The sequence below is a fragment of the Veillonella magna DSM 19857 genome (genome assembly GCF_000428745.1).
GTDB lineage: Bacteria > Bacillota > Negativicutes > Veillonellales > Veillonellaceae > Veillonella_A > Veillonella_A magna.
This window is the reverse complement of sequence record NZ_AUAN01000005.1, coordinates 56449-79075: the sequence shown is the minus strand read 5'-3', so window position 1 is coordinate 79075 and position 22627 is coordinate 56449. Positions and strand designations below refer to the sequence as shown.

The window sequence follows — 22627 nt, the reverse complement described above, 5'->3', positions numbered from 1 at the left end:
GGAACGATGGCAATTCAAAAACCGAGAGGAACACAGGATATTTTGCCCAGCACAATAGCAAACTGGCATTATATCGAAGGTCGTATTCGTAAACTTTGTAAGACATATGGCTTTCAGGAAATTCGCACACCTATGTTTGAGGAAACAGGTTTATTTTTGCGTGGTATCGGTGAGACTACCGATGTAGTGCAAAAGGAAATGTATTCATTCCCCACGGGTGACAAAAAGGAGCAAACCTATACATTGCGTCCGGAAAATACCGCATCAGCAGTGCGTGCATACCTGGAAAATAAAATTTACGGTCAAGAAGCATTAACAAAATGGTTCTATATCGGGCCTATGTTCCGTCATGATAAACCGCAGGCAGGACGTTATCGTCAATTTCATCAGTTTGGCGTAGAGGTGTTGGGAACACAGGCGCCGATGGCAGATGCAGAAGTTATTATGTTAGTCTTGCAACTCTTTAGGGATTTTGGTTTGAAAGATTTAAGTGTAGAGGTTAATTCGGTAGGATGCCCGAATTGTCGTCCGGCATATCGTGATAAGCTCATAGCTTTCTTTGAACCGAAGAAAGATCAGCTTTGTGATGACTGTAAATCGCGTCTCTATAAAAATCCGTTGCGCATTTTGGACTGTAAGAATGAAAGTTGTAAGGCATTAACGATAGGTGTTCCGGAAATTCATGAAAATCTTTGTGACGAGTGTCATGATCATTTTGAAGAATTAAAACAATATTTAACAGCAGCCGGGATTAACTATAATGTGAATCCTCGTTTGGTGCGCGGTTTGGATTATTATACCAAAACAGCCTTTGAAGTGCAGTATGCACCGTTGGGGTCACAAAGTGCAGTGGCCGGTGGCGGTCGTTACGATGGTTTAGTAGAGGAATTAGATGGGCCTCATACACCGGCAGTTGGCTTTGCCATGGGAATGGAACGACTGTTATTAGCTTTGGAAAAACAAGGGTTGTTGCCGGAAGAGGTACAGGAACCATCGGTATTCGTGGTTTCTCTTGGAGATGCCGCCAAGGTAGCAGGCTTTACATTGGTGAAAGAACTTCGTGAACGTTATATTATTGCGGAAACCAGTGGTGAAGCAAAAAGTATGAAAAGCCAATTAAAACATGCTAACAAAATTAATGCAAAATATGTTATTATAGTGGGTGATGACGAATTGGCTCGTCGTGAAGCTATCCTTCGTGATATGGAAAATGGCGAGCAAGAAACCGTAGCTATCGATGCGATAGTAGATCGGGTAACTTCACTAGTGAAAGGATGACAATAATGGAAACAATGAAAGGTTTGCACCGTACCCATGGTTGTGGTACCATCAGCGAAGAACAGGTAGGTAAAGAGGTTGTTCTTTGCGGTTGGGTAGAACGACGTCGCGATCATGGCGGGCTTATCTTTATCGATTTGCGCGACCGTTCCGGGGTTGTACAGATTGTAGCTTCTCCGGATCACAATATGGAATCGTTCCATAAAGCAGAAGATGTGCGCAATGAGTATGTGCTTTGTGTACGCGGTACTATCACTAAGCGTGATGCAGATGCAGTAAATCCGAATTTGGCTACCGGTGCCTATGAAATGTACTGCGAAGAACTTCGTGTCTTGAATAGCTCTAAGACACCGCCGTTCTACATTCAGGATAATGTAGATGTTGATGAAAATATTCGTTTGAAGTATCGCTATTTGGATTTACGTCGTCCAGAAATGCAACGTAATTTAATGTTGCGTCACCGTGTGACCAAGGCTATGCGCGATTATTTGGATTCTCGAGATTTCCTTGAAATTGAAACGCCGATGTTAACGAAAAGTACACCGGAAGGGGCGCGCGATTACTTAGTACCGTCTCGTGTGAATCCGGGAACTTTTTATGCGTTGCCGCAGTCTCCTCAAATTTTTAAACAAATTTTAATGGTGGCCGGTTATGAAAAATACTTCCAAATTGTTCGCTGTTTCCGTGACGAAGATTTGCGAGCTGACCGTCAGCCGGAATTCACACAGCTGGATTTGGAAATGAGCTTTGTTGATCAGGAACAAATTTTGGCTCTATTGGAAGGTTTGGTAAAACATGTCTTTAAAGAAGCCATGAACGTAGATGTGGTGACACCGATGCATCGTATTACCTGGGATGAAGCCATGGATAAATACGGTTCCGATAAGCCGGATTTACGATTCGGTATGGAATTTACGAATGTAACAGAATTAGTGAAGGATACAGAATTTAAGGTATTCCGCAGTGTTATTGACAATGGTGGTGTCGTTAAGGGAATCGTAGTTCCGGGAGATGCCGGTATTCCGCGCCGTGAATTGGATGCGTTGGTTGATTACGTAGGACAGTATGGTGCTAAGGGATTGGCCTGGGCATGCTTTAATGAAGACGGCTCTATTAAATCCCAGATTATGAAATTCCTCGGTGAGGATACGATTCGTGCCATTGGTAAAGCCATGAATGCACAGCCCGGTGATTTGGTACTTATGATTGCCGATAAACCTGCCGTAGTAGCCAAAGCATTAGGCGAACTTCGATTAGAAATGGGACGCCGCATGAATCTTATTGACGAAGATAAGTTGGCATTCACTTGGGTAACGGACTTCCCAATGTTCGAATACAGTGAAGAAGAAAAACGTTATGTGGCTATGCACCATCCGTTTACTTCTCCGCGCGAAGAAGATATGGATAAATTAGAAACAGCACCGGGTGATGTGAAAGCAATCGCTTACGATATGGTATTGAACGGTGTCGAAATCGGTGGCGGTAGTATCCGTATTTATCAGTCGGATGTACAGGAACGCGTATTTAAAGCCATTGGGTTATCTGAGGAAGAAAGTCGCCAGAAGTTTGGCTTTATGCTGGATGCCTTCCAGTTTGGTGCACCTCCGCACGGTGGCTGCGCATTTGGGTTGGATCGCCTTGTTATGCTCATGGCAAAACGACAATCTATTCGTGATGTAATTGCTTTCCCGAAAACACAAAGTGCTTCTGACCTCATGAGCCAAGCTCCGTCCGAAGTAGCACCAAAGCAATTGCGTGAGCTTCACATTAAGACGGATACAACAAAAGAAAAGCTAGTATAATTAAGGTGTCTTGTTGAGATGTACAGTTCACGGGGCGGGGTGTTGAAAAGAACAATTTGTAATTGTCAAGACCTACACAATATCAAATGAGTATTACTTCATTTGTGAAAAGCCTTGAAAATACTGGATTATTCTGTTAATATAATAACAAAGATATCCCTGCTGTGTGCGTGTGGTATCGCAGTTTTGAGCCAACATATTAACTTAGGGAGCCTGGACTCTTGTATCGGCGCTACGCCTGTGAAGGACAGCAATGTTATGAGGAGGGCACCCACCTGCCCTTGCAGGATCAAAACGCGGTACATATACGGCATGGTGGGGCTCTTTTTATATGTACTTTATAAGGTCGCCATAAGCGACCTTTTTTGTGTATAATTTAATAGAATGACCATTTACAAAAGGATAAAGCGACGAATGATAATTTGAGAGAGGTGATCAAGATATGGCAATGGACAATTTATTTGCATCGCTGGAAACACATAGTTTTGAACCTCTGGCGGTACGTATGAGACCTACATCACTGGACCATTTTTACGGTCAAGAAAAGGTGGTAGGAAAGGGCAGTTTTTTGCGGGCTATGATTGAGAAGGATACGATACCGTCATTACTTCTTTACGGGCCATCGGGTACGGGTAAGACGACATTAGCTCGGATTATTGCAGAAATGACACATAGTCGTTTCGTTTCATTGAATGCTACTAATACGGGTACAGGTGAATTGCGTAATGTCATTGAAGAGGCACGTAAACACGTTCGTGCCTTTCAGCAACGAACAATATTATTCTTAGATGAAATTCATCGCTTTAATAAAAGTCAACAGGATGTACTCTTACCATGTGTTGAGGATGGTACGATTATTTTAATCGGTGCAACTACAGAAAATCCATTTTTTGAAGTGAATCGTCCGTTGCTGTCCCGTCTGCGATTGCTTACTTTACAAGCGTTGTCGCCAAAAGCAGTCGCCAACATACTAAAAAGGGCATTGACAGATGCTGATATAGGGCTGGGCCATCGAAAATTAAAGGCTGAGGAAGACTTATTGGAAGAAATAGGAATTTTTGTCAATGGAGATGCCCGTATGGCTCTCAATATCTTAGAACAAGCGGCGGCTATGATTGAAGATGGCGGTACTATTAATGGAACGGTATTGGAGCAGGTTATCGGTCGACGCATATACAGCTATGATAAAAAAGGGGATAACCATTACGACACAATTTCAGCGTTCATTAAGAGCATGCGCGGTTCCGATCCACAAGCAACCAGTTATTACTTGGCAAAAATGATAGAAGCCGGCGAAGATCCTAATTTTATTGCAAGGCGTATCGTTATATGCGCAGCAGAAGATGTAGGCTTGGCCGATCCGAATGCTTTGGTGGTGGCGAATGCAGCGGCACAGGCATCACATTTGGTGGGGTTTCCAGAAGCACGCATCATTTTATCGGAAGCGGCTTTATATGTAGCGTTAGCTCCTAAAAGTAACAGCGCTTACTTGGCAATCGATAGTGCTATTGCGGCAGTGCGGCATCAAGTAAATGGAGAAGTTCCGTTGCATTTACGAGATACGCATTACAGTGGTGCATCTAAATTAGGACACGGGACCGAATATAAGTATGCACATAATTATCCGAATGGGTATGTAAAGCAACAATATTTACCGAATGAATTAGTAGGGACTGTATATTATAAGGGAATACGACGGGGAAAAGAAAAAGAAATACTTTCAAATTGGTGCGAACGTACAGGCGAAAAAATATGATGGAGTATAGGTATATTCATTGGTTATGTGCTATAATGGATTGTTGAAGAGATTATAGATTAACGTAATAGGAGTGTACTGTATAGATGGCAGAACGGAAAAAAAGGACAACGGCCGGAAAGGCTAAGACAACTGCAAAGATGGCCGGCGATAGCACACAACGCAAACGCGTCGTACGTAAAGCAACATCGAATACGGCCACGGCGACAAAGGTAAAGGCAGCATCCGGAAAAGGTTTTACCCTGCGTAAGGAGATTAAAGGATTATTGGTAATGGTGTTTGCCATTATTATACTGTTAGGCATTATAGGATATCCCATGGGAACCGTAGGTGAGTTTATGTCAAAGGTCTTTATGTATGCCTTTGGTCTTGGCGCTATGATTCCGGTGCTCTTTTTTGGGTATATGGGATGGCGCATGTTATATTCGGAAAATGGTTTGAGAATAACACGGCGAGGAATTCTTTTTTCATCCTTATTCCTTTTGCTTGTTACAATAGTTCCTTTAGTGTCGGTTGATGCAGGCCATGAACTGGATACGGATGTATTGACTACTAAGGGTGGCATTATTGGTGGCGCATTAGCTGCTATGTTGAGGTCTTTGGTAGGTGACGTGGGTAGCCTATTGTTGACAGTTATTCTATTGATAAGCTGCTTACTTCTTATTACACGATTATCTTTACGAAAGGGTCTTCATAAGGCTAAAGAACATACAGAGGTTGGGTTAGATAAGGCTATCGGTATGGCCGGTGAAACGGCACAAGTGGTGAAAGAGCGTTTTGAAGAGTGGAATGAGCAACGCAAGTCTCAGCATGCAGTATATAATCAAGTTGAAGATACACGTTTTGGTCGAAGTGCGGCAGCCGAGGCTATTTTAGCCGCCTCACAAACATCATCGGATGCCAAAGAGAAAGCAGCGCTAGAACTGGCTCGGGCAGAAGAAGAGCAGCATAAGGAGAATAGTAGTAAGAATAATCTCTATTCCAATGGCGATAGAGAGTTTGATTCCGATAGTGATGGAATAATTAGCTCTGCTGAGATAGAGCGTATGCCTTGGGAGACTGCAATAGTAGAACAAGAAGAAGAACACACTGCAGAGCATGAGAAATACGACTTACAAGTAAGCGCGGAAGAAGAGACTGTTACGGCTAATGATGGGATAGAAGTTGATCAAAACCGATTAGAAGATACGGAAGACTGCGAAAATAAAATGGACCTCCACGCTGAGAGTCAGACCCAAGCTATGGCAGGTGGGGTGTCGCCAATGCTTCCAGATACATCTGTTCGGAATGCTGCAGAGAATACATCGACGTTAGTACCGACTATGGAAAGTACTGATGCGGATATTGCTGCTGTGGCTGTATCTACGGAAGGGGAACAACGCCCTCGGCGTCCGGAGCGCTTATATCGCTTTCCTTCGCTGGAAATGTTATCTAAAGGTAAACCCAGTGAAGTATCGGCAGAGGAAATCAACCAGAATGTAACTACTTTGGAATCTACTTTAAAAAGCTTCGGTGTAACGGCTCGTGTTGTTAATGCCACGAAGGGGCCGACGGTAACGCGCTATGAACTGGAGCCGGCACCGGGGACAAAGGTGAGCAAAATTTTAAATCTTACCGATGACTTGAAGCTAAGCCTAGCGGCTACAGATATTCGTATTGAAGCACCTATTCCCGGTAAATCGGCAGTAGGCATTGAAGTGCCGAATCGAACCGTTTCTCCAGTACATTTACGAGATGTGTTGGAATCTGACGACTTTAAAAAGGCCAAAGGTGGTATTCCTGTGGGCTTGGGGAAAGATATTGCAGGTAAGGCTATCATAACTAATTTGGCAAAAATGCCACATTTGTTGGTTGCAGGTTCGACGGGCTCAGGTAAATCGGTTTGCGTAAATACATTGATTGCCAGCATTTTATTCAGTCGTAAACCGGAAGAAGTAAAGTTAATTTTGGTGGATCCTAAAATGGTAGAGCTGTCGAATTATAACGGTATCCCTCATTTGATGGTGCCGGTTGTGACGGATATGAAGAAAGCAGCCGCTGTATTACGTTGGGCAGTTCGTGAGATGGAGGCACGCTACCGTACGTTGGCTACGGTGGGCTTACGTAACATAGACAGCTATAACGAGCAACACCCTGATACGGCAATGCCATTTATTTTAATTATTATCGATGAAATGGCAGACTTAATGCTTACAGCGCCGGATGTGGAAGAATCGATTAATCGGTTAGCGGCAAAAGCACGAGCTGCAGGGATTCATATGGTGTTGGCTACGCAGCGTCCATCGGTTAATGTAATAACAGGTACAATTAAGGCAAATGTGCCAAGTCGAATTTCTTTTGCAGTAGCGACACAGATTGATTCTCGAACTATCCTTGATATGGCAGGAGCCGAAAAATTATTAGGGAAAGGTGATATGCTTTTCCATCCTATAGGAGCTAATAAACCGATACGAATTCAAGGAGCCTTCATTTCTGATGATGAAGTTGAAAGTCTAGTAAATTTTGTAAAGACACAAGATGAACCGGAATATGATGAATCTGTAACAGCGGCAGAGGAAGAAGCTGTAGCGACAACGGAAGAAGAAAAAGAGGAAGAGCCGCGCGATGAATACTTGGAACGGGCGGTAGACTTGGTTATGGATTCAGGACAAGCATCGGTTTCCATGTTGCAACGGCGTTTTCGTATAGGATACACGCGAGCGGCACGTTTAGTGGATACGATGGAAGATATGAAAATCATCGGTCCCAATAATGGTAGCAAAGCACGAGATATTCTTATGTCCCGTGAGCAAGTAAAACAGTTATATTTTTCGAATACAAATGATAATACATAGGAGGAATTACAGTGGCATCCATCGGAGAAGAATTACAGCGTGAACGTCATCGAAGGGGTCTCACATTGCATGATGCGGAAGAGGTGCTGCATATTAAAGCTGCTTATTTGGAAGCACTGGAGCAAGATAATTACGGAGTTATTCCCGGAGCTGTGTATGTGAAGGGCTTTATTAGTAATTATGCTGAGTTTCTCGGATTGGATAAACAGCGATTGGTTGATGGGTACAAGGCTTCTATCGGTGAAACGATAGGTGTTCCTTTGCGTCGTATGCAACCACGTAAATTAAGAGCACATGAAGATGTCGAGCATAAGCCAGAAATGATAAAGCCTACACCGCAACGCTTGCCATACACAACGCGAAGGGAACGGCGTAAAAAGGTTATGGCACAAGAAAGAATTACAGTGGCAGTTATTGCCGTGCTGGTAATAATCTTTTTATTTTGGCTGTTTATTTTTTAGAACAAAGTACGCCGTAGAAAGGTACATAACAGTATGATGAATGAATTTTTGATTACTACATCGGAAGAAATGAAGCAACGAGGTTGGGAAGAGTTGGATTTTGTTTTGGTTACCGGTGATGCGTATGTGGACCATCCTTCTTTCGCCGGCTCCGTTATTGGACGTTTGCTGGAGCATAAAGGCTACCGTGTTGGTATTATTGCTCAACCGGATTGGCATGATGTTAATGCATTTAAAGTTTTAGGAAGGCCGCGCTTGGCCTCATTGGTGACGGCCGGAAACTTGGACTCGATGTTAAATAAATTTACGGCGGCCAAACGAATTCGACACAATGATGATTATTCGCCGGGCGGCGAAGAAGGGCATCGTCCCGAACGGGCCACATTGGTGTATGCTAATCGTATGCGGGAGGCATTTAAAGGTGTACCGGTAATTATTGGCGGTATCGAAGCTAGTTTACGACGGTTTGCCCACTATGATTATTGGTCGGATACCGTGCGACGTTCTATATTGGTAGACAGTAAGGCAGATGCATTGATTTACGGTATGGGAGAGAAGCAAATCGTGGCATTAGCAGAGGCGCTGGACAAAGGACGATTTGAAGAATCTCTACCTAATATTAAAGGCATTACATATATGGCTAAGCAAATACCTGATGGGGCAGTACAATGTCCTTCCTACGAAGCGGTAATAGCAAGCAAACATACTTTTGCGGAAGCGTTTAAATTACAGTATGATGAGCAGGATCCGTATTATGGTCGTACCGTAGTGCAGGCACATGGTGATCGTTATGTAGTACAAAACAGTCCAGCTATGCCGTTAAGCCAGGCTGAAATGGATGAAATTTATAGTTTGCCTTATGCGCGCCGTTGGCATCCACGTTATGATGAACAAGGGGGAGTACCGGCATTGCATGAGGTGCAATTTAGTCTGGTCAGCCAGAGGGGGTGTTTTGGTAGTTGCTCCTTTTGTGCCATTACTAGTCATCAAGGGCGCATAATACAGAACCGTAGCCATGAATCATTGTTGGCAGAAGCTAAACGTATGATTTCTATGGATTCATTTAAGGGATATATCCATGATGTAGGAGGGCCTACAGCAAATTTTCGACATTTAGCATGTAAGAAGCAAGCTACTTATGGCGCATGCAAAGGAAAAACATGTGCAGCTCCGAAGGTGTGTCCTAATTTAGATACCAGCCATGATGACTATACAGCATTACTTCGTAAGCTACGAGCTCTAAAGGGCGTAAAAAAGGTGTTTATCCGATCCGGATTGCGTTACGATTACGTACTAGCGGATAATAACATGGATTTTATTAAGGAATTATGTCAATATCATGTGAGCGGACAGCTTAAAGTAGCTCCAGAGCATGTCGCTGATAAAGTGACTTCTATTATGGGAAAGGCTGATAAAGCGTGCTTTTTAAAGTTTAAGGAAGCCTTTGAAAAAGCGAATCATCAATTAGGGCTGAAGCAGTATTTGGTCCCTTATTTTATGAGTTCTCATCCGGGATGTACATTGGATGATGCTATTGAATTGGCTGAGTTTTTGCGCGATCAGCATATGACTCCGGAACAAGTACAAGACTTTATTCCTACACCGGGTAGCTTGTCAACGGCAATGTATTATACAGGAATTAATCCTCTCACGGGAGAATTGGTTTATGTTGCAAAAAAAGCAAGAGAAAAGGCCATGCAGAGAGCTTTAATGCAGTATAAAAATCCTGATAACTATAACTTGGTTAAGGAAGCACTCCTAATAGCCGGGCGTCAAGATCTTATTGGATTCGGGGAAAAGTGTTTAATTCCGCCGCGTCCTATTAAGGAGTATCGCCATAGAAATACGAATAAGAGCAGTCATAAACGAATGAAAAAAGCTAGACGAGAAGCTACTGCATTCGATAGTGCGTCTCCAGCATCACAGCGATTGAAAAATCGGGTGGGGAGAGAAAAGAAAAATGACCTACATCATATAGGTATAGGTAAAAAAGAAAACAGACGAAAAAAAGAAGGGTTTTATAAAGGCCGTGTGTAATTAGTGGAAGGGAGAGGAGATGAATGCGAAGATATTGGCTAATTGGCCTGTTAATTATCTTTGTACTCAGCATTCTTGGTATAGGCGCCTATATAGAAAACAGTAGACAACAAGAGAGAACGGCCATACCTATACGTGCGGAGCTTACTATGTACAGTGACCTTCCTAACACATTGACAAAGCTTCTGACACAGCAATATGAGCTTTTGTATCATGTACGTGTGCATGTGCTACCGCTTACGGAGGAACAGATGGCAGTACGTATGACGTTATCGGAAGCCGACCGTACCGGAGATATTGTATTGACATCACGGGATAATCTACATATTGGTGAAAAGTATGGACAGTTTATACCGGTTCTAAGCGAAGGAATTGATGAAATATCTAATCGATTTAAACAGCCGGATGGGCTGTGGGTTGGAACATGGTATGATCCGGTTGTATTTGTACAAAATATTCAGTTTTACAATGGCGAAGGGCGTTATATTAATACATGGCACTCCTTGGCTATGCCCGGTGACTGGACGGTAGTCATGACTGATTTTGTAGCGGCCCGAGGCGCTGCCAATATTTTATATGGATTCATAGAAACGCGCGGTGAAGCAGAAGGTCTACAGTATTTTATGGAGCTAAAACCTCATGTAGTCCAGTATGCTAAGTTCTTAACAACTCCGGTGCGATTAGCTGCATTAGGGGAAACCGACATAGGCATCGGGAATTATTCCGATGCACATCAATATGAAGAGCACAAGTATCCGTTGAAAGTAATTTTTCCATTAGACGGTACTCCATATTATTTAACGGGAACTGCTGTGTTAAAGAGTACAAAAAATAAAGAAGAAAGTGAGCGTTTTATTAAGTGGCTGCTTTCTAAACAGACGGCACAATTCCTTCAGAGTAATGACATGTATTTCGGATTTACTAATCCGGAGGTGACACATTTGACGGATTCGTTAGGTCGTGAGGCAGTGCTGTTAGAAACTAAAGGCGATTATACAGAAGAAGGCAAGAAACGTTTGCTAAATGATTGGATTAGTCAAGTGCGATTTAGAAAGGGTAATTAACAGATGAACAAAAAATTAGGCTATGTGAGTTTAGGCTGTGCTAAAAATTTAGTAGATACCGAGGTGATGCTAGGTGTATTAAAAGATAATGGATATCAAATTGTGGATGATTTATCAGAAGCATCAGTAATCATCGTTAATACGTGTACCTTCATTGAAAAAGCGAAAGAAGAATCCGTAAATACTATATTGGAAATGGCGGAGTACAAAAAGTTTGGCTCCTGCAAGGCATTAGTGGTAGCCGGATGTTTAAGTCAGCAGTACCAAGAAGAATTATTCCGAGAAATTCCTGAAATTGATGCACTTATCGGTACCGGATCCTGGCACCGGATTATGGAGGCCTTGCATGCGGTAGAGGATGGTAATCGAGCATGTATTATGGATTCAATTACCAATATTTATAACGAGCGTATGCCTCGTATGCAAACAACACCGACCTACAGTGCCTATGTAAAAATATCGGAAGGCTGCAATAACGGATGTACCTTTTGTATTATCCCAAAAGTGCGTGGGCGCTATCGTAGCCGTAGTATAGAGTCGATTGTAGAAGAAGTTACTAAATTGGCTGATATGGGCGTGAAGGAAATTAATTTAATTGCTCAAGATACAACGAGTTATGGCGCTGATTTGAATAATGGTACGCCGATGTTGACAGAGTTACTGAAAGAGCTAGTTAAAATAGATGGCATTCAGTGGTATCGTTTGTTATATTTGTATCCCAAATATTTTACCGATGAGTTGCTAGATGTTATTGTTAATGAACCGAAAATCTGTAATTATATTGACTTACCATTGCAACATATCAATGATCGTATATTGAAACGTATGAATCGCAAGGATTCCAGAGCTGATATTGAGCGCTTGTTAACGAATGTTCGTGCGAAAGCAAATCATGTAACATTGCGTACGTCAATTATTGTTGGGTTCCCGGGAGAAACGGATGAAGAATTTAAAGAGCTGTGTGATTTTGTAAAAACAGTGCGTTTTGATAATATGGGCGTTTTCACATATTCTCGTGAAGAGGGAACTCCGGCCGGAGCTATGGAAGATCAAGTACCGGAGGAAGTTAAAGAAGAGCGATACCATACGTTAATGGCTATCCAGGCGGCTATATCAGAAGAGAATAATCGAGATTTAGAAGGAACACACCATCAAGGCATTATCGAAAGTATGGAAGAAAATGAGGATGGTACTTTATTAGCCAAAGGGCGCTTAGAGGTACAAGCTCCTGACGTGGATGGCAATATGTATATTGAAAATGCAGAAGGTTTGTCAGAAGGTGATATTGTACCTGTTACAGTAGTACAAGGGTTTGCTTACGATGTTATTTGTGAGGTAGAAAAATGATAGTAGAACTAATATCCACGGGCTCCGAGCTGTTATTGGGAGATACGATTAATACCAATGCAGCCTGGTTGGCCCGCGAGTTCAATCGTTTGGGATATTCGGTGACACATCAGACGACAATTGGTGATAACAGTCAACGTATGTGTGACAGTTTTATTACGGCGGCCGGGCGTGCCGACATTGTAGTTAGTACCGGCGGATTGGGTCCCACACAGGGAGATATAACCAGAGATTCACTGGCTATAGCAGTCGGTAGTGAATTGGTGAAAAATGAAATGGCGCGCTGTGAGGTGGAGGAATTTTTTAAGAAGCGTAAGCGTGAAGTTCCTCCGGCCAGTGAGCGAGAAATGATGGCATTGCCGGATAGTACAATTCTCCACAATAGTTGTGGTGTGGCTCCGGGAATTGCTTATTATGATGAAGCAACGGAAACAACTTTTATTTTACTACCAGGGCCGCCGGCAGAAATGAAGGCTGTGTATACCGAGGCGGTAGTGCCGTACTTACAGCAGCATTTTGGTAATCAGGGTGTTGTCTTATCGGAGCGTTACGCGGTATATGGCTACCGTGAGTTGGCGCTTGAGAATATGTTTATGGATTTAGTAAAGTCACAGTCTAATCCTACAATTGCGTTTTTAATAAAGAATGGCTATATAGAACTTCGCATAACCGCGCGTGGTGAGAGCAAAACTGCAGCAGAGCTGCTATTGGCACCGTGGAAGAAATATATTGAAGAGCGCATTCCCACCAATCGGCGTAGAAGTTTGACTGATAATATTGAAGAAACTGTGGCAACAGCATTGCTTGTAAGACAGGGAACTGTAGCTACAGCAGAATCTTGTACAGCCGGTTTGGTGGGTAAACGTTTAACAAATTTACCTGGGAGTAGTGCTTACTTTATGGGCGGCATTTTATCGTATAGCAATGATGTGAAAGCGCGGTTATTGGAGGTTCCAGAAGAAATGCTCGTTGAATATGGCGCAGTTAGTGAGCAAGTAGCTAAGGCTATGGCTGAAGGAACCCGACGGAGTGTGGGCACTACCTATGGTATTTCGACAACCGGTATTGCCGGACCCGGAGGAGGTACAGCTGAAAAACCGGTAGGCCTTGTTTGGTTTGGCGTTTCTGGACCAAATGGTACAAGAGCTTTTCGCAATGATTTTATTGGTAACAGAGAAAGTATTAGACAAAGTGCAGCAGAATATGCATTACATTGTTTACTTGTGTATATGCAAGAAGAAAGGAAATGAGTATGGACGGCAGAGAACAGGCGTTAGATAATGCGTTAAAAAAGATAGAAAAAGATTATGGTAAAGGAGCTATCATGCGCCTTGGCGATGTGGTCGATCGTATGAATATTGAGGTTATTTCCTCAGGGTGTTTGGCTATTGATTTAGCTGTTGGTGTTGGGGGATTTCCTCGTGGACGCGTAATAGAAATATACGGTCCTGAATCATCCGGCAAAACAACAGTGGCACTACACGCTATTGCAGAAGCACAAAAAGCGGGCGGTATAGCGGCATTTATTGATGCGGAACATGCATTAGATCCGGTATATGCACGTAACTTAGGTGTGGATATTAATAATTTACTTGTATCACAGCCTGACTGTGGTGAACAGGCATTGGAAATTACTGAATCATTAGTGCGCAGTGGTGCGGTTGATATGATTGTTGTCGATTCCGTAGCAGCTTTGGTGCCTAAAGCCGAAATTGAAGGCGAAATGGGGGACGCTCATGTAGGTCTTCAGGCTCGGTTAATGAGTAAGGCACTGCGCAAATTGACAGGGATTATTAGCAAATCAAGAGCCGTAGTTATTTTTATCAATCAATTGCGTGAAAAGGTAGGTATCATGTTCGGCAATCCGGAGACGACTACAGGCGGTAGAGCATTAAAATTCTATTCGACCATTCGTTTGGATGTACGAAAAGGTGAAGTAATTAAGCAGAATAATGAAAATGTAGGTAGTCGTACCAAGGTCAAGGTAGTAAAAAATAAGGTGGCACCTCCGTTCAAGACAGCAGAATTTGACTTGATGTATGGCACAGGCGTTTCTTATGAAGGTACATTAATCGACATTGGTGTGTCTATGGATATAATAAAAAAGTCCGGTGCGTGGTATTCTTACAATGATGAACGTATGGGACAAGGCAAGGAAGCGGCTAAAGACTACTTACGCGAACATAAGGAGATTGCTAAAGAAATCGATACCATTATCCGAGATACATTAATGGCAGAACCGGAGACATTTGATGTTGTTGGTGAAGAAGCGCACGAAGACGAATAAGATGTACTTCAGTGATAGTGTGTGATAGTTTATGGGATTTAAAAGAAAAGCAATTGATACCTATGAAGCGGCTATGGATCAAGCCATGCGGTTTTTAAGTGCTCGCTTTTTAAGTTGTATGGAATTGCGACAAAAATTACGGCAAAAGAAGGTTTCGGGAGAATTAATAGAGCGTGTCGAACAACGATTAATAGAATTAGGCTACTTGGATGATGAGCGACTTTCGAAAGAAGCATTGCGTTTATATATGGAAGCTGAGAAATACAGCGCTGTTTATATTCGGCAAAAAATGCAGCAACGTGGACTTTCCATCGGTTCGGCTTTTTCTTCATACGATGAAACGGTGGCAGCTAGACGGATTTTACAGCAAAAAGGCTTATGGCCCTTTGAAGATGAGTCATATGTGTATATAGATGATACTAACGTAGATGCGGATAGAGCATCAGAAGAGTATGATACTGCACCGATTGATGCGGCTAGTCGCCAAGCGATACAATATAAGATGATGAAAGTATTGCATAACCGTGGTTTTTCCATGCATACGATTCGAGAGATTGTGGCAATGTATGAAGCAGATACAAGTAGAACTGTATAATGGTATAAATGACATGCGACATATGGAATAGAATATATGATTCTATATAAAGTGAATAAAGACCGTATATGTGCCAGACCTTGACATCTCAAGGTGTACAGAATACAATTAAAGTAGCCTTAATAGGCTATAACAATTGATGGTAGATAGACGGCAAACCGGGAGAAGCCGATATATATCGGCTTCTCACTTTTGTATAGAGGAGGTGAGAACGATTTTAGAGTACAGTATTATTGCAGTTGTAATGGTACTCATCGGTCTTGGCGTTGGTTATTTTCTGCGTAAAAATATTGCGGAAGGTAAATTAAATCAAGCAGAGGTGGAGGCATCACGTATCATCGCTGACGGTGAACGTATGGCTGAATCCAAGAAAAAAGAAGCTTTGTTGGAAGCTAAGGAAGAGATTCACAAGCTTCGCGCAGATGTAGAAAAAGAACAGCGTGATCGCCGAGTAGAATTACAACGTATGGAACGCCGTATTCTCCAAAAGGAAGAGCACTTGGATAAGAAACTCGACACCTTGGAGAAAAAAGAAGAAACCTTGCAGCGCAAGGAACATGAAGCTAATGCATATCGTGAAAAGATTCAAGGTCTTTACGATAAGCAGATGGCAGAGCTGGAACGAATTTCCGGTATGACATTTGAAGAAGCAAAAAACATGTTGCTCTCAAACGTAGAGCAGGAAATTAAACATGAAACGGCTGTTATGGTTAAAGAATTGGAACAGCAGGCTAAAGAGGACGCGGAAAAGAATGCCCGCGAAATTATTGCCGGTGCTATCCAACGATGTGCTGCCGATCATGTAGCGGAATCCACGGTTTCTGTAGTGGCACTTCCTAACGATGAAATGAAGGGTCGTATTATCGGCCGTGAGGGGCGTAATATTCGTGCATTAGAAACGCTTACAGGGATTGATTTAATTATTGATGATACACCGGAGGCGGTTATTTTATCGGGCTTTGATCCGATTCGACGCGAAGTGGCACGTATTGCGTTGGAGAAATTAATTGTTGACGGACGTATTCATCCGGCGCGCATTGAAGAGATGGTTGGCAAGGCGCGTAAGGAAGTAGATCAGACGATTAAGGATGCCGGTGAACAGGCAACCTTTGAAGCCGATGTACATGGCTTGCATCCTGAAATTATCCGGATTTTGGGTCGCTTGAAATACCGTACCAGCTACGGTCAAAATGTACTTAAGCACTCCATAGAAGTATCTCACTTAGCCGGGATGATGGCAGCCGAATTAGGTTGCGATGTAGCTTTGGCTAAACGTGGTGGATTACTTCATGACTTGGGAAAAGCCTTGGATCATGACATGGAGGGCTCACATGTACAGATCGGTATAGATGTGGCTAAGAAATACCATGAAAGTGCAGCTGTACAAAATTGTATTGGTGCCCATCATGGTGATGAAGAATTTAAATCCGTAGAAGCAGTGCTGGTGGCTGCGGCCGATGCTATTTCGGCAGCACGTCCAGGAGCACGTCGCGAAACATTGGAAAATTATTTGAAGCGCTTAACTAAGTTAGAGGAAATTGCCGAGTCCTTTGATGGTGTTGAAAAATGTTTTGCTATTCAGGCGGGCCGTGAAATTCGTGTGATGGTAAAGCCGGATAAGGTTGATGAAGCAGAAGCTACATTACTTGTTCGTAATATCGTTAAACGAATTGAAGCTGAGCTTGAATATCCGGGACAGATTAAAGTAGTTATTATTCGTGAAACCCGTGTTGTGGATTACGCAAAATAATAATCAATGAAGTAAGGACTGCGTTTTCATCGCATAAAAGATGAGGACGCAGTCTTCTTTACGTTCGGGAGAATAAGCTATGTGAGGTGGAGAAGCTTGTATGATTTTTATGAGTTACGATTTGTATAAGGGAAGGAGATTAGCAGAAACAGATTGTTAATATAGGCAAAAGATAGATACGGCTGCCAAGTAAATGAAAGGCATAGAACAGATAAAGAAAAATCATAAAGAAAAAGAAGGATTTCAAGGAAACGTATGGAATTGTAATATATGTCAATGCTACAAAAGAAACGGATTGGTTAAATTCAAAGGGGAAAGTTGTTGTGAAAAAAAGGAGAATCTGTATTTTTTGTAGAACTAATATAATGTGAGTTATAGATAGGATGTGAGGAAATGAGCAGACATTTTGACAATGACTTAATAGAGCGTATTAAGGAAGCGAATGATATAGTGGCGGTCATTTCTGAGCATGTGGCATTGAAGAAGAAGGGAAAAAACTACTGGGGCTGTTGCCCGTTTCATAATGAGAAGACGCCCTCCTTCAGTGTGACTCCGGAAAAGGGCTTTTTTTATTGCTTTGGATGTCACGCTTCCGGAAATGCCATAAACTTTCTAATGCGATACGAAAATCTCACCTTTCCAGAGGCTTTAGAACGGCTGGCAGCAAGAGCCAATATTCCCTTGCCAACGGCGGAACTGAGTGCTGAAGAAAGAAAGCGCAATGCGCATCGGCAAGAGTTATATGAAGTAAATCAATTAGCAACTACATTCTTTCATAATTGTTTGACAAAAACAGAAATGGGAAAGACTGGTCTTGCGTATCTACGAAACCGTGGGTTATCAGATGAGACTATTGCACGGTTTCAGTTAGGCTTTGCTCCGGATAGTTGGGATCGGTTGTATCGTGCTTTTACGGAACGCGGAATTTCCCCCGGTCTTCTGGTAGAGACGGGGCTTTGTAGGCAAGGGAATAATGGCCGTGTATATGACTATTTCCGAAATCGTGTCATGTTTCCCATTTGTGATGGCAAAGGAAGAGTAGTCGGCTTTGGTGGACGGGTGCTCGATGACAGTACGCCTAAATATTTAAACTCACCGGAAAATGTTATTTTCAATAAAGGGCATTTATTATTTGCTTTTGATAAAGCATATCGTGCTATCCGTGAAAAACGACAGGCTATTTTAGTTGAAGGTTACATGGATGTTATCAGTGCTCATAATCGTGGTGTTACTAATGTGGTGGCTTCGCTGGGAACAGCGTATACCAAAGACCACGGGAGACTACTGTTGAGGCAGGCGGATGAGGTTGTGCTGGCCTATGATATGGATGGTGCCGGACAAAAAGCGGCACGGCGAGCTATTGAATTATTGCAAAATACAGAGTTTAAAGTACGTGTTGTGGCCATGCCGGATGGCAAAGATCCAGATGACTATGTGCGCAATCATGGACCGGAAGCCTTCTTAGCATTGGTTGATAAGGCGGTGAAGCCTTTCGAGTTTTTACTAAATGATGCGCTGATACGTTATGATAGTACAGATATACAGGGAAAGCAGGCTGTATTAGAAGAGGTATTCCCTTTTATTGCGGCAACCAGTAACCAAGTGCAGAGAGAGGGTTATTTACGTGCTTTGGCTTTGCCCTTATGGATGGATACATCTAGTGTATTTCGTCATTTTAGACAATTTTTGGCGAAAGGGAATGTAACATTAGAAAAAGAAGCAGCTCCTAATGTAACTGTGGAAGCGTCATCGTCGGAAGAGGATGCGCTAATGGCAATGACAGTCGGAAGTAAGGCGGCTTATGAACGAGTGATGGCATATTTACCGAAAGAGGATATTACGATGTCGGTTCATAGGTCTATGCTGGATAAAATGGCAATGCTAAGTGCTTCGGGAGAAGCCTGGACATTCACCGCATTGGAGTCTGTATTTGATGAAGAGGAGACAAATGAATTGTCTCGGTTGATGGTAATCGGTGATGATGCCTATGAGGAAAGTAAGCTTGATGTATATATACGAGCTGTTCGCCTTCGTTCATTGCGTGAGCAGTACAAGGCACATAGTGTACTGGCGGACCAACTGAGTAGAGCTGGCGATTCAAAGTTTGTGGAAGAGTTAAGACGGTGTCAGGAGATACAAGCATTAATTAATGAGTGGTCGTAATGATACGAAAGGAAAGGAAGAGCGCTGTGGCTAAGAGTGTATCTAAGAAAACAAAATCCCGATTAGAGGAAATAATAGAGCAATTGTTGGCTAAAGGTAGAAAAAATGGGTCGTTGACGAGTAAGGAAATTACAGATGCTCTTCATGAAGAAGTAGAACTAACAGCAGAGCAGCTGGATGATATGTATGAAATTTTGCAAAAAAGTAACATAGATGTTATTACTGATGACGACACAGTAAACTCGCAAGATGATATTATTGACGAAGATGATGAAAGCGATGATGTACGTGAAGCCAAGGAAGTAAGTCTTGATTTGAGCATTCCGGAAGGCGTTAATATTGACGATCCCGTGCGCATGTATTTAAAGGAAATCGGACGAGTACCACTGTTGTCGGCAGATGAAGAAATTCTCTTGGCTCAGCAAATTGAAGCCGGTGCCAAGGAGGACGCTTCTTATAAAGAAATGAAAGCCGGAGAAAAAGCTAAACAGAAGTTGATCGATGCAAACTTACGATTGGTCGTTAGTATTGCCAAGCGCTATGTCGGTCGTGGTATGCTATTTCTTGATTTGATTCAAGAAGGAAACTTAGGCTTGATTAAAGCCGTTGATAAGTTTGATTACACCAAAGGGTATAAATTTTCTACCTATGCTACGTGGTGGATTCGTCAAGCGATTACCCGTGCCATTGCAGATCAGGCACGTACGATTCGTATTCCGGTTCACATGGTAGAAACGATTAATAAGTTGATTCGCATTTCTCGTCAATTATTACAGGATAAAGGCAGAGAACCTCTACCGGAAGAAATTGCCGAAGGTATGGGAATCAGTGTAGAACGCGTTCGTGAAATACAGAAGATTGCGCAGGAACCAGTATCGTTAGAAACGCCGATTGGGGAAGAAGAAGATTCGCATTTAGGTGATTTTATCGAAGACCAAGATGCAATTGCGCCGGATGATGCGGCCAGTTATATTTTGTTGCGCGAGCAGATTCAAGAAGTATTTACTTGTTTGACGGAAAGAGAGCAGCAGGTGTTGATTCTTCGCTTTGGACTAAAAGATGGTAAGCCACGTACATTGGAAGAAGTAGGACAGCATTTTAATGTTACTCGTGAACGAATTCGTCAGATCGAAGGCAAAGCACTGACAAAACTGCGTAACCGAGGGAAACGTGACAAAATTAAAGACTTCTTATAATGTGTAGGTTGCTTATGCTTGACGAAAGTCCCATCTATTGGCTATAATATATGGGTACGAAATACGTAAGTATTTCCCTATGGGCCTATAGCTCAGGGGTAGAGCAACCGGCTCATAACCGGTCGGTCCCTGGTTCGATCCCAGGTGGGCCCACCAAGCATACACTTACGAACCTCCTGAAGCGGATACAGCTTCAGGAGGTTTTTTTATACGAGGAGGAAGTCATGAAATTGACAAAACGGTTGGAAACGGCATTGGCTATTACTCCGATGAGTAGAACAATAGCTGATGTAGGTACTGACCATGGATATTTAGCAGTAGCGTTAGTGGAAATGGAAAAAGCACATCGCGTAATTGCTATCGATGTAAATGAAGGACCATTGCAATCGGCGCAGGCCTATGTGGAAGAACAAAATATGACGATGCGCGTCGAATGTCGCTTAGGAAATGGATTAACCGTTACAGAGAAAGGGGAAATAGACGGAGCCATCATGTGTGGCATGGGAGGTTTTTTGATGAAGAATATTATCGAAAGTGGACCGGAGTTATTGCCGTATTATGTATTGCAGCCACAGAATGGCCGTAGAGAGCTTCGACAATGGTTGGCTAAGGCAGGCTATGGTATTACTGACGAGCGATTAGTATATGAAGGGCGACACTTTTATGATGTGTGGCTTGTAGAAAAAAATCAATTTGCATCATCGTATTATGCAGAAGTGCCTTTGGCATCGGTACAGTGGGAAGTCGGTGGCTTAGCAGGAGCTTTGGGTGATCCGCTGTGGAAAGCATATGTATCGTATTTAATTACTAGACGACAGCGCGTTCTTCGCGCGTTAAGAAGCGGAGCAGAAAGTGCTGAAAGTGCACAAAAGATGGTGGTTGTTGCTGGCGAGCTGGAAGAATTGGAGGAGATGTTATGAATACTGATGTACGTGTAAAAGATATACAATGTGCTGTTGAGGCGTTAGCTCCATTACATTTAGCCGAATCCTGGGATAATCCGGGATTACAGATCGGTGATTGTGAAGAGAAGGTTACCGGAATTTTGACAACATTGGATGTAACACCGGAGGCGGTACAGGCTACTATTAAAGCAAAGGCAAACATGATTGTCAGTCATCATCCATTATTTTTTAAAGGCTTGAAACACATTGATTACAGTACAACAAAGGGGCGAATGATTGCTGATCTTATTATGCATGGCATAGCTGTGTACAGTGCGCATACCAATCTTGATGTGGCACGGGGTGGATTAAATGATTTAGCCGCGGCCAAAATCGGTTTGATGGATGTAAAGGGATTGTCGAAGACAGGACAAGACATGATGTATAAAATTGTTTGCTTTGTACCGACAACGCATGTAGAAGAGGTTCGCCTGGCTATGGGGGATGCCGGTGCCGGTTACATCGGAGGATATAGCCATTGTACATTTGGCGCTAACGGTGTGGGAACCTTCAAGCCTCATGCAGGAACGAGCCCATTTATCGGTCGTATTAATGAAATGACAGCTGTTGAGGAAGTTCGTTTGGAAACGATTGCCCCTCAGAATTGTTTGCAGGAGATAATTGCTGCTATGAAAGCGGCGCATCCGTATGAAGAAGTTGCTTACGATGTATACGAATTGGTTGAACCAACCACGGTGCATAGTATCGGACGCATAGGAACACTGGCGGATACCCTGTCATGGGATGATTTTGCATCTTTGGTTAACATTGCTTTTGCCCGTAGTCAACCACGTTTCGGTGGAGCAAGAAAAGAAACTGTCAGTCGTGTTGCACTCTGTACGGGCAGTGGGGCAGAGTTTATCGGAGCAGCGGCATCGGCCGGCGCTGACGTTTATATAACGGGAGATGTAAAATATCACGATATGCAGTTGGCTAAGGAAATGGGAATCACCGTAATAGATGCAGGTCATTTTGGCACCGAAGAAGGTGCGGCTGCATTGTTGGCGGCACAAATTAATATCAATTTGGCAGAAGCGGAAAAATCTGTACCGGTAACAGTCTTTAACGGACAAAAAGACTTTTTCTTTTAAATATAATTGACCAGTCTATCCA

Annotated in this window: 16 protein-coding genes, 1 tRNA gene and 1 other RNA gene; all 18 read left to right on the top strand. The window is 42.8% G+C overall.

What is annotated here, in order from left to right; all coding sequences use genetic code 11:
• The first annotated feature begins 6 nt into the window (after positions 1–6).
• The 18 genes from hisS (at position 7) to G344_RS0102030 (ending at position 22605) form a co-directional block, all read left to right on the top strand.
• Complete coding sequence (gene hisS / locus G344_RS0102110; RefSeq protein ID WP_028254752.1) at positions 7–1278, top strand: histidine--tRNA ligase; 1272 nt, start codon at positions 7–9, stop codon at positions 1276–1278.
• Between the two features lie 5 nt (positions 1279–1283).
• The gene (aspS, locus tag G344_RS0102105; protein ID WP_028254751.1) at positions 1284–3080 is read left to right on the top strand and encodes an aspartate--tRNA ligase; all 1797 of its coding nucleotides are present in this window, start codon (positions 1284–1286) and stop codon (positions 3078–3080) included.
• A 153-nt stretch (positions 3081–3233) separates the two neighbouring features.
• Positions 3234–3406, top strand: a non-coding RNA gene (gene ssrS, locus G344_RS11610) — 6S RNA.
• Positions 3407–3528: 122 nt separating this feature from the next.
• Positions 3529–4836 (top strand): replication-associated recombination protein A, encoded by a 1308-nt coding sequence (locus G344_RS0102100; RefSeq protein ID WP_028254750.1) that lies wholly within the window; start codon positions 3529–3531, stop codon positions 4834–4836.
• A gap of 86 nt (positions 4837–4922) precedes the next feature.
• The gene (locus tag G344_RS0102095) at positions 4923–7670 is read left to right on the top strand and encodes an FtsK/SpoIIIE family DNA translocase (RefSeq protein WP_420864495.1); all 2748 of its coding nucleotides are present in this window, start codon (positions 4923–4925) and stop codon (positions 7668–7670) included.
• A gap of 11 nt (positions 7671–7681) precedes the next feature.
• On the top strand, positions 7682–8131 hold the full coding sequence (locus G344_RS0102090) for a helix-turn-helix domain-containing protein (protein ID WP_028254748.1): 450 nt from the start codon (positions 7682–7684) through the stop codon (positions 8129–8131).
• A gap of 36 nt (positions 8132–8167) precedes the next feature.
• Positions 8168–10168: a YgiQ family radical SAM protein gene (locus G344_RS10460; protein WP_083963043.1), complete on the top strand. Its 2001-nt coding sequence runs from the start codon at positions 8168–8170 to the stop codon at positions 10166–10168.
• A gap of 23 nt (positions 10169–10191) precedes the next feature.
• A complete protein-coding gene (locus G344_RS0102080) occupies positions 10192–11232 on the top strand; it encodes an extracellular solute-binding protein (protein WP_028254747.1) in 1041 nt (346 codons plus the stop codon).
• Between the two features lie 3 nt (positions 11233–11235).
• Positions 11236–12579 carry a 30S ribosomal protein S12 methylthiotransferase RimO gene (rimO, locus tag G344_RS0102075; RefSeq protein ID WP_028254746.1) on the top strand — a complete coding sequence of 448 codons (1344 nt, stop codon included), beginning with the start codon at positions 11236–11238 and terminating at the stop codon, positions 12577–12579.
• Positions 12576–13829 (top strand): competence/damage-inducible protein A, encoded by a 1254-nt coding sequence (locus G344_RS0102070; RefSeq protein ID WP_028254745.1) that lies wholly within the window; start codon positions 12576–12578, stop codon positions 13827–13829. Before rimO ends, G344_RS0102070 begins: the two co-directional genes overlap by 4 nt.
• A complete protein-coding gene (recA, locus tag G344_RS0102065; protein ID WP_028254744.1) occupies positions 13826–14866 on the top strand; it encodes a recombinase RecA in 1041 nt (346 codons plus the stop codon). The genes G344_RS0102070 and recA overlap by 4 nt, the downstream gene beginning before the upstream one ends.
• A 31-nt stretch (positions 14867–14897) precedes the next feature.
• Positions 14898–15461, top strand: a complete 564-nt coding sequence (locus G344_RS11365; RefSeq protein WP_028254743.1) for a regulatory protein RecX — start codon at positions 14898–14900, stop codon at positions 15459–15461.
• Between the two features lie 205 nt (positions 15462–15666).
• Positions 15667–17211: a ribonuclease Y gene (gene rny, locus G344_RS0102055; RefSeq protein WP_028254742.1), complete on the top strand. Its 1545-nt coding sequence runs from the start codon at positions 15667–15669 to the stop codon at positions 17209–17211.
• 393 nt (positions 17212–17604) lie between these two features.
• Positions 17605–19374, top strand: coding sequence for a DNA primase (gene dnaG, locus G344_RS0102050; protein ID WP_028254741.1), 1770 nt, complete (start codon positions 17605–17607; stop codon positions 19372–19374).
• Positions 19374–20570, top strand: a complete 1197-nt coding sequence (gene rpoD, locus G344_RS0102045; protein ID WP_071838080.1) for an RNA polymerase sigma factor RpoD — start codon at positions 19374–19376, stop codon at positions 20568–20570. Before dnaG ends, rpoD begins: the two co-directional genes overlap by 1 nt.
• An 81-nt stretch (positions 20571–20651) precedes the next feature.
• Positions 20652–20726, top strand: a tRNA-Ile gene (locus G344_RS0102040).
• A gap of 68 nt (positions 20727–20794) precedes the next feature.
• Positions 20795–21490, top strand: a complete 696-nt coding sequence (locus G344_RS11360; RefSeq protein WP_028254739.1) for a tRNA (adenine(22)-N(1))-methyltransferase — start codon at positions 20795–20797, stop codon at positions 21488–21490.
• The gene (locus tag G344_RS0102030; protein WP_028254738.1) at positions 21487–22605 is read left to right on the top strand and encodes a Nif3-like dinuclear metal center hexameric protein; all 1119 of its coding nucleotides are present in this window, start codon (positions 21487–21489) and stop codon (positions 22603–22605) included. The genes G344_RS11360 and G344_RS0102030 overlap by 4 nt, the downstream gene beginning before the upstream one ends.
• Positions 22606–22627: the final 22 nt, after the last annotated feature.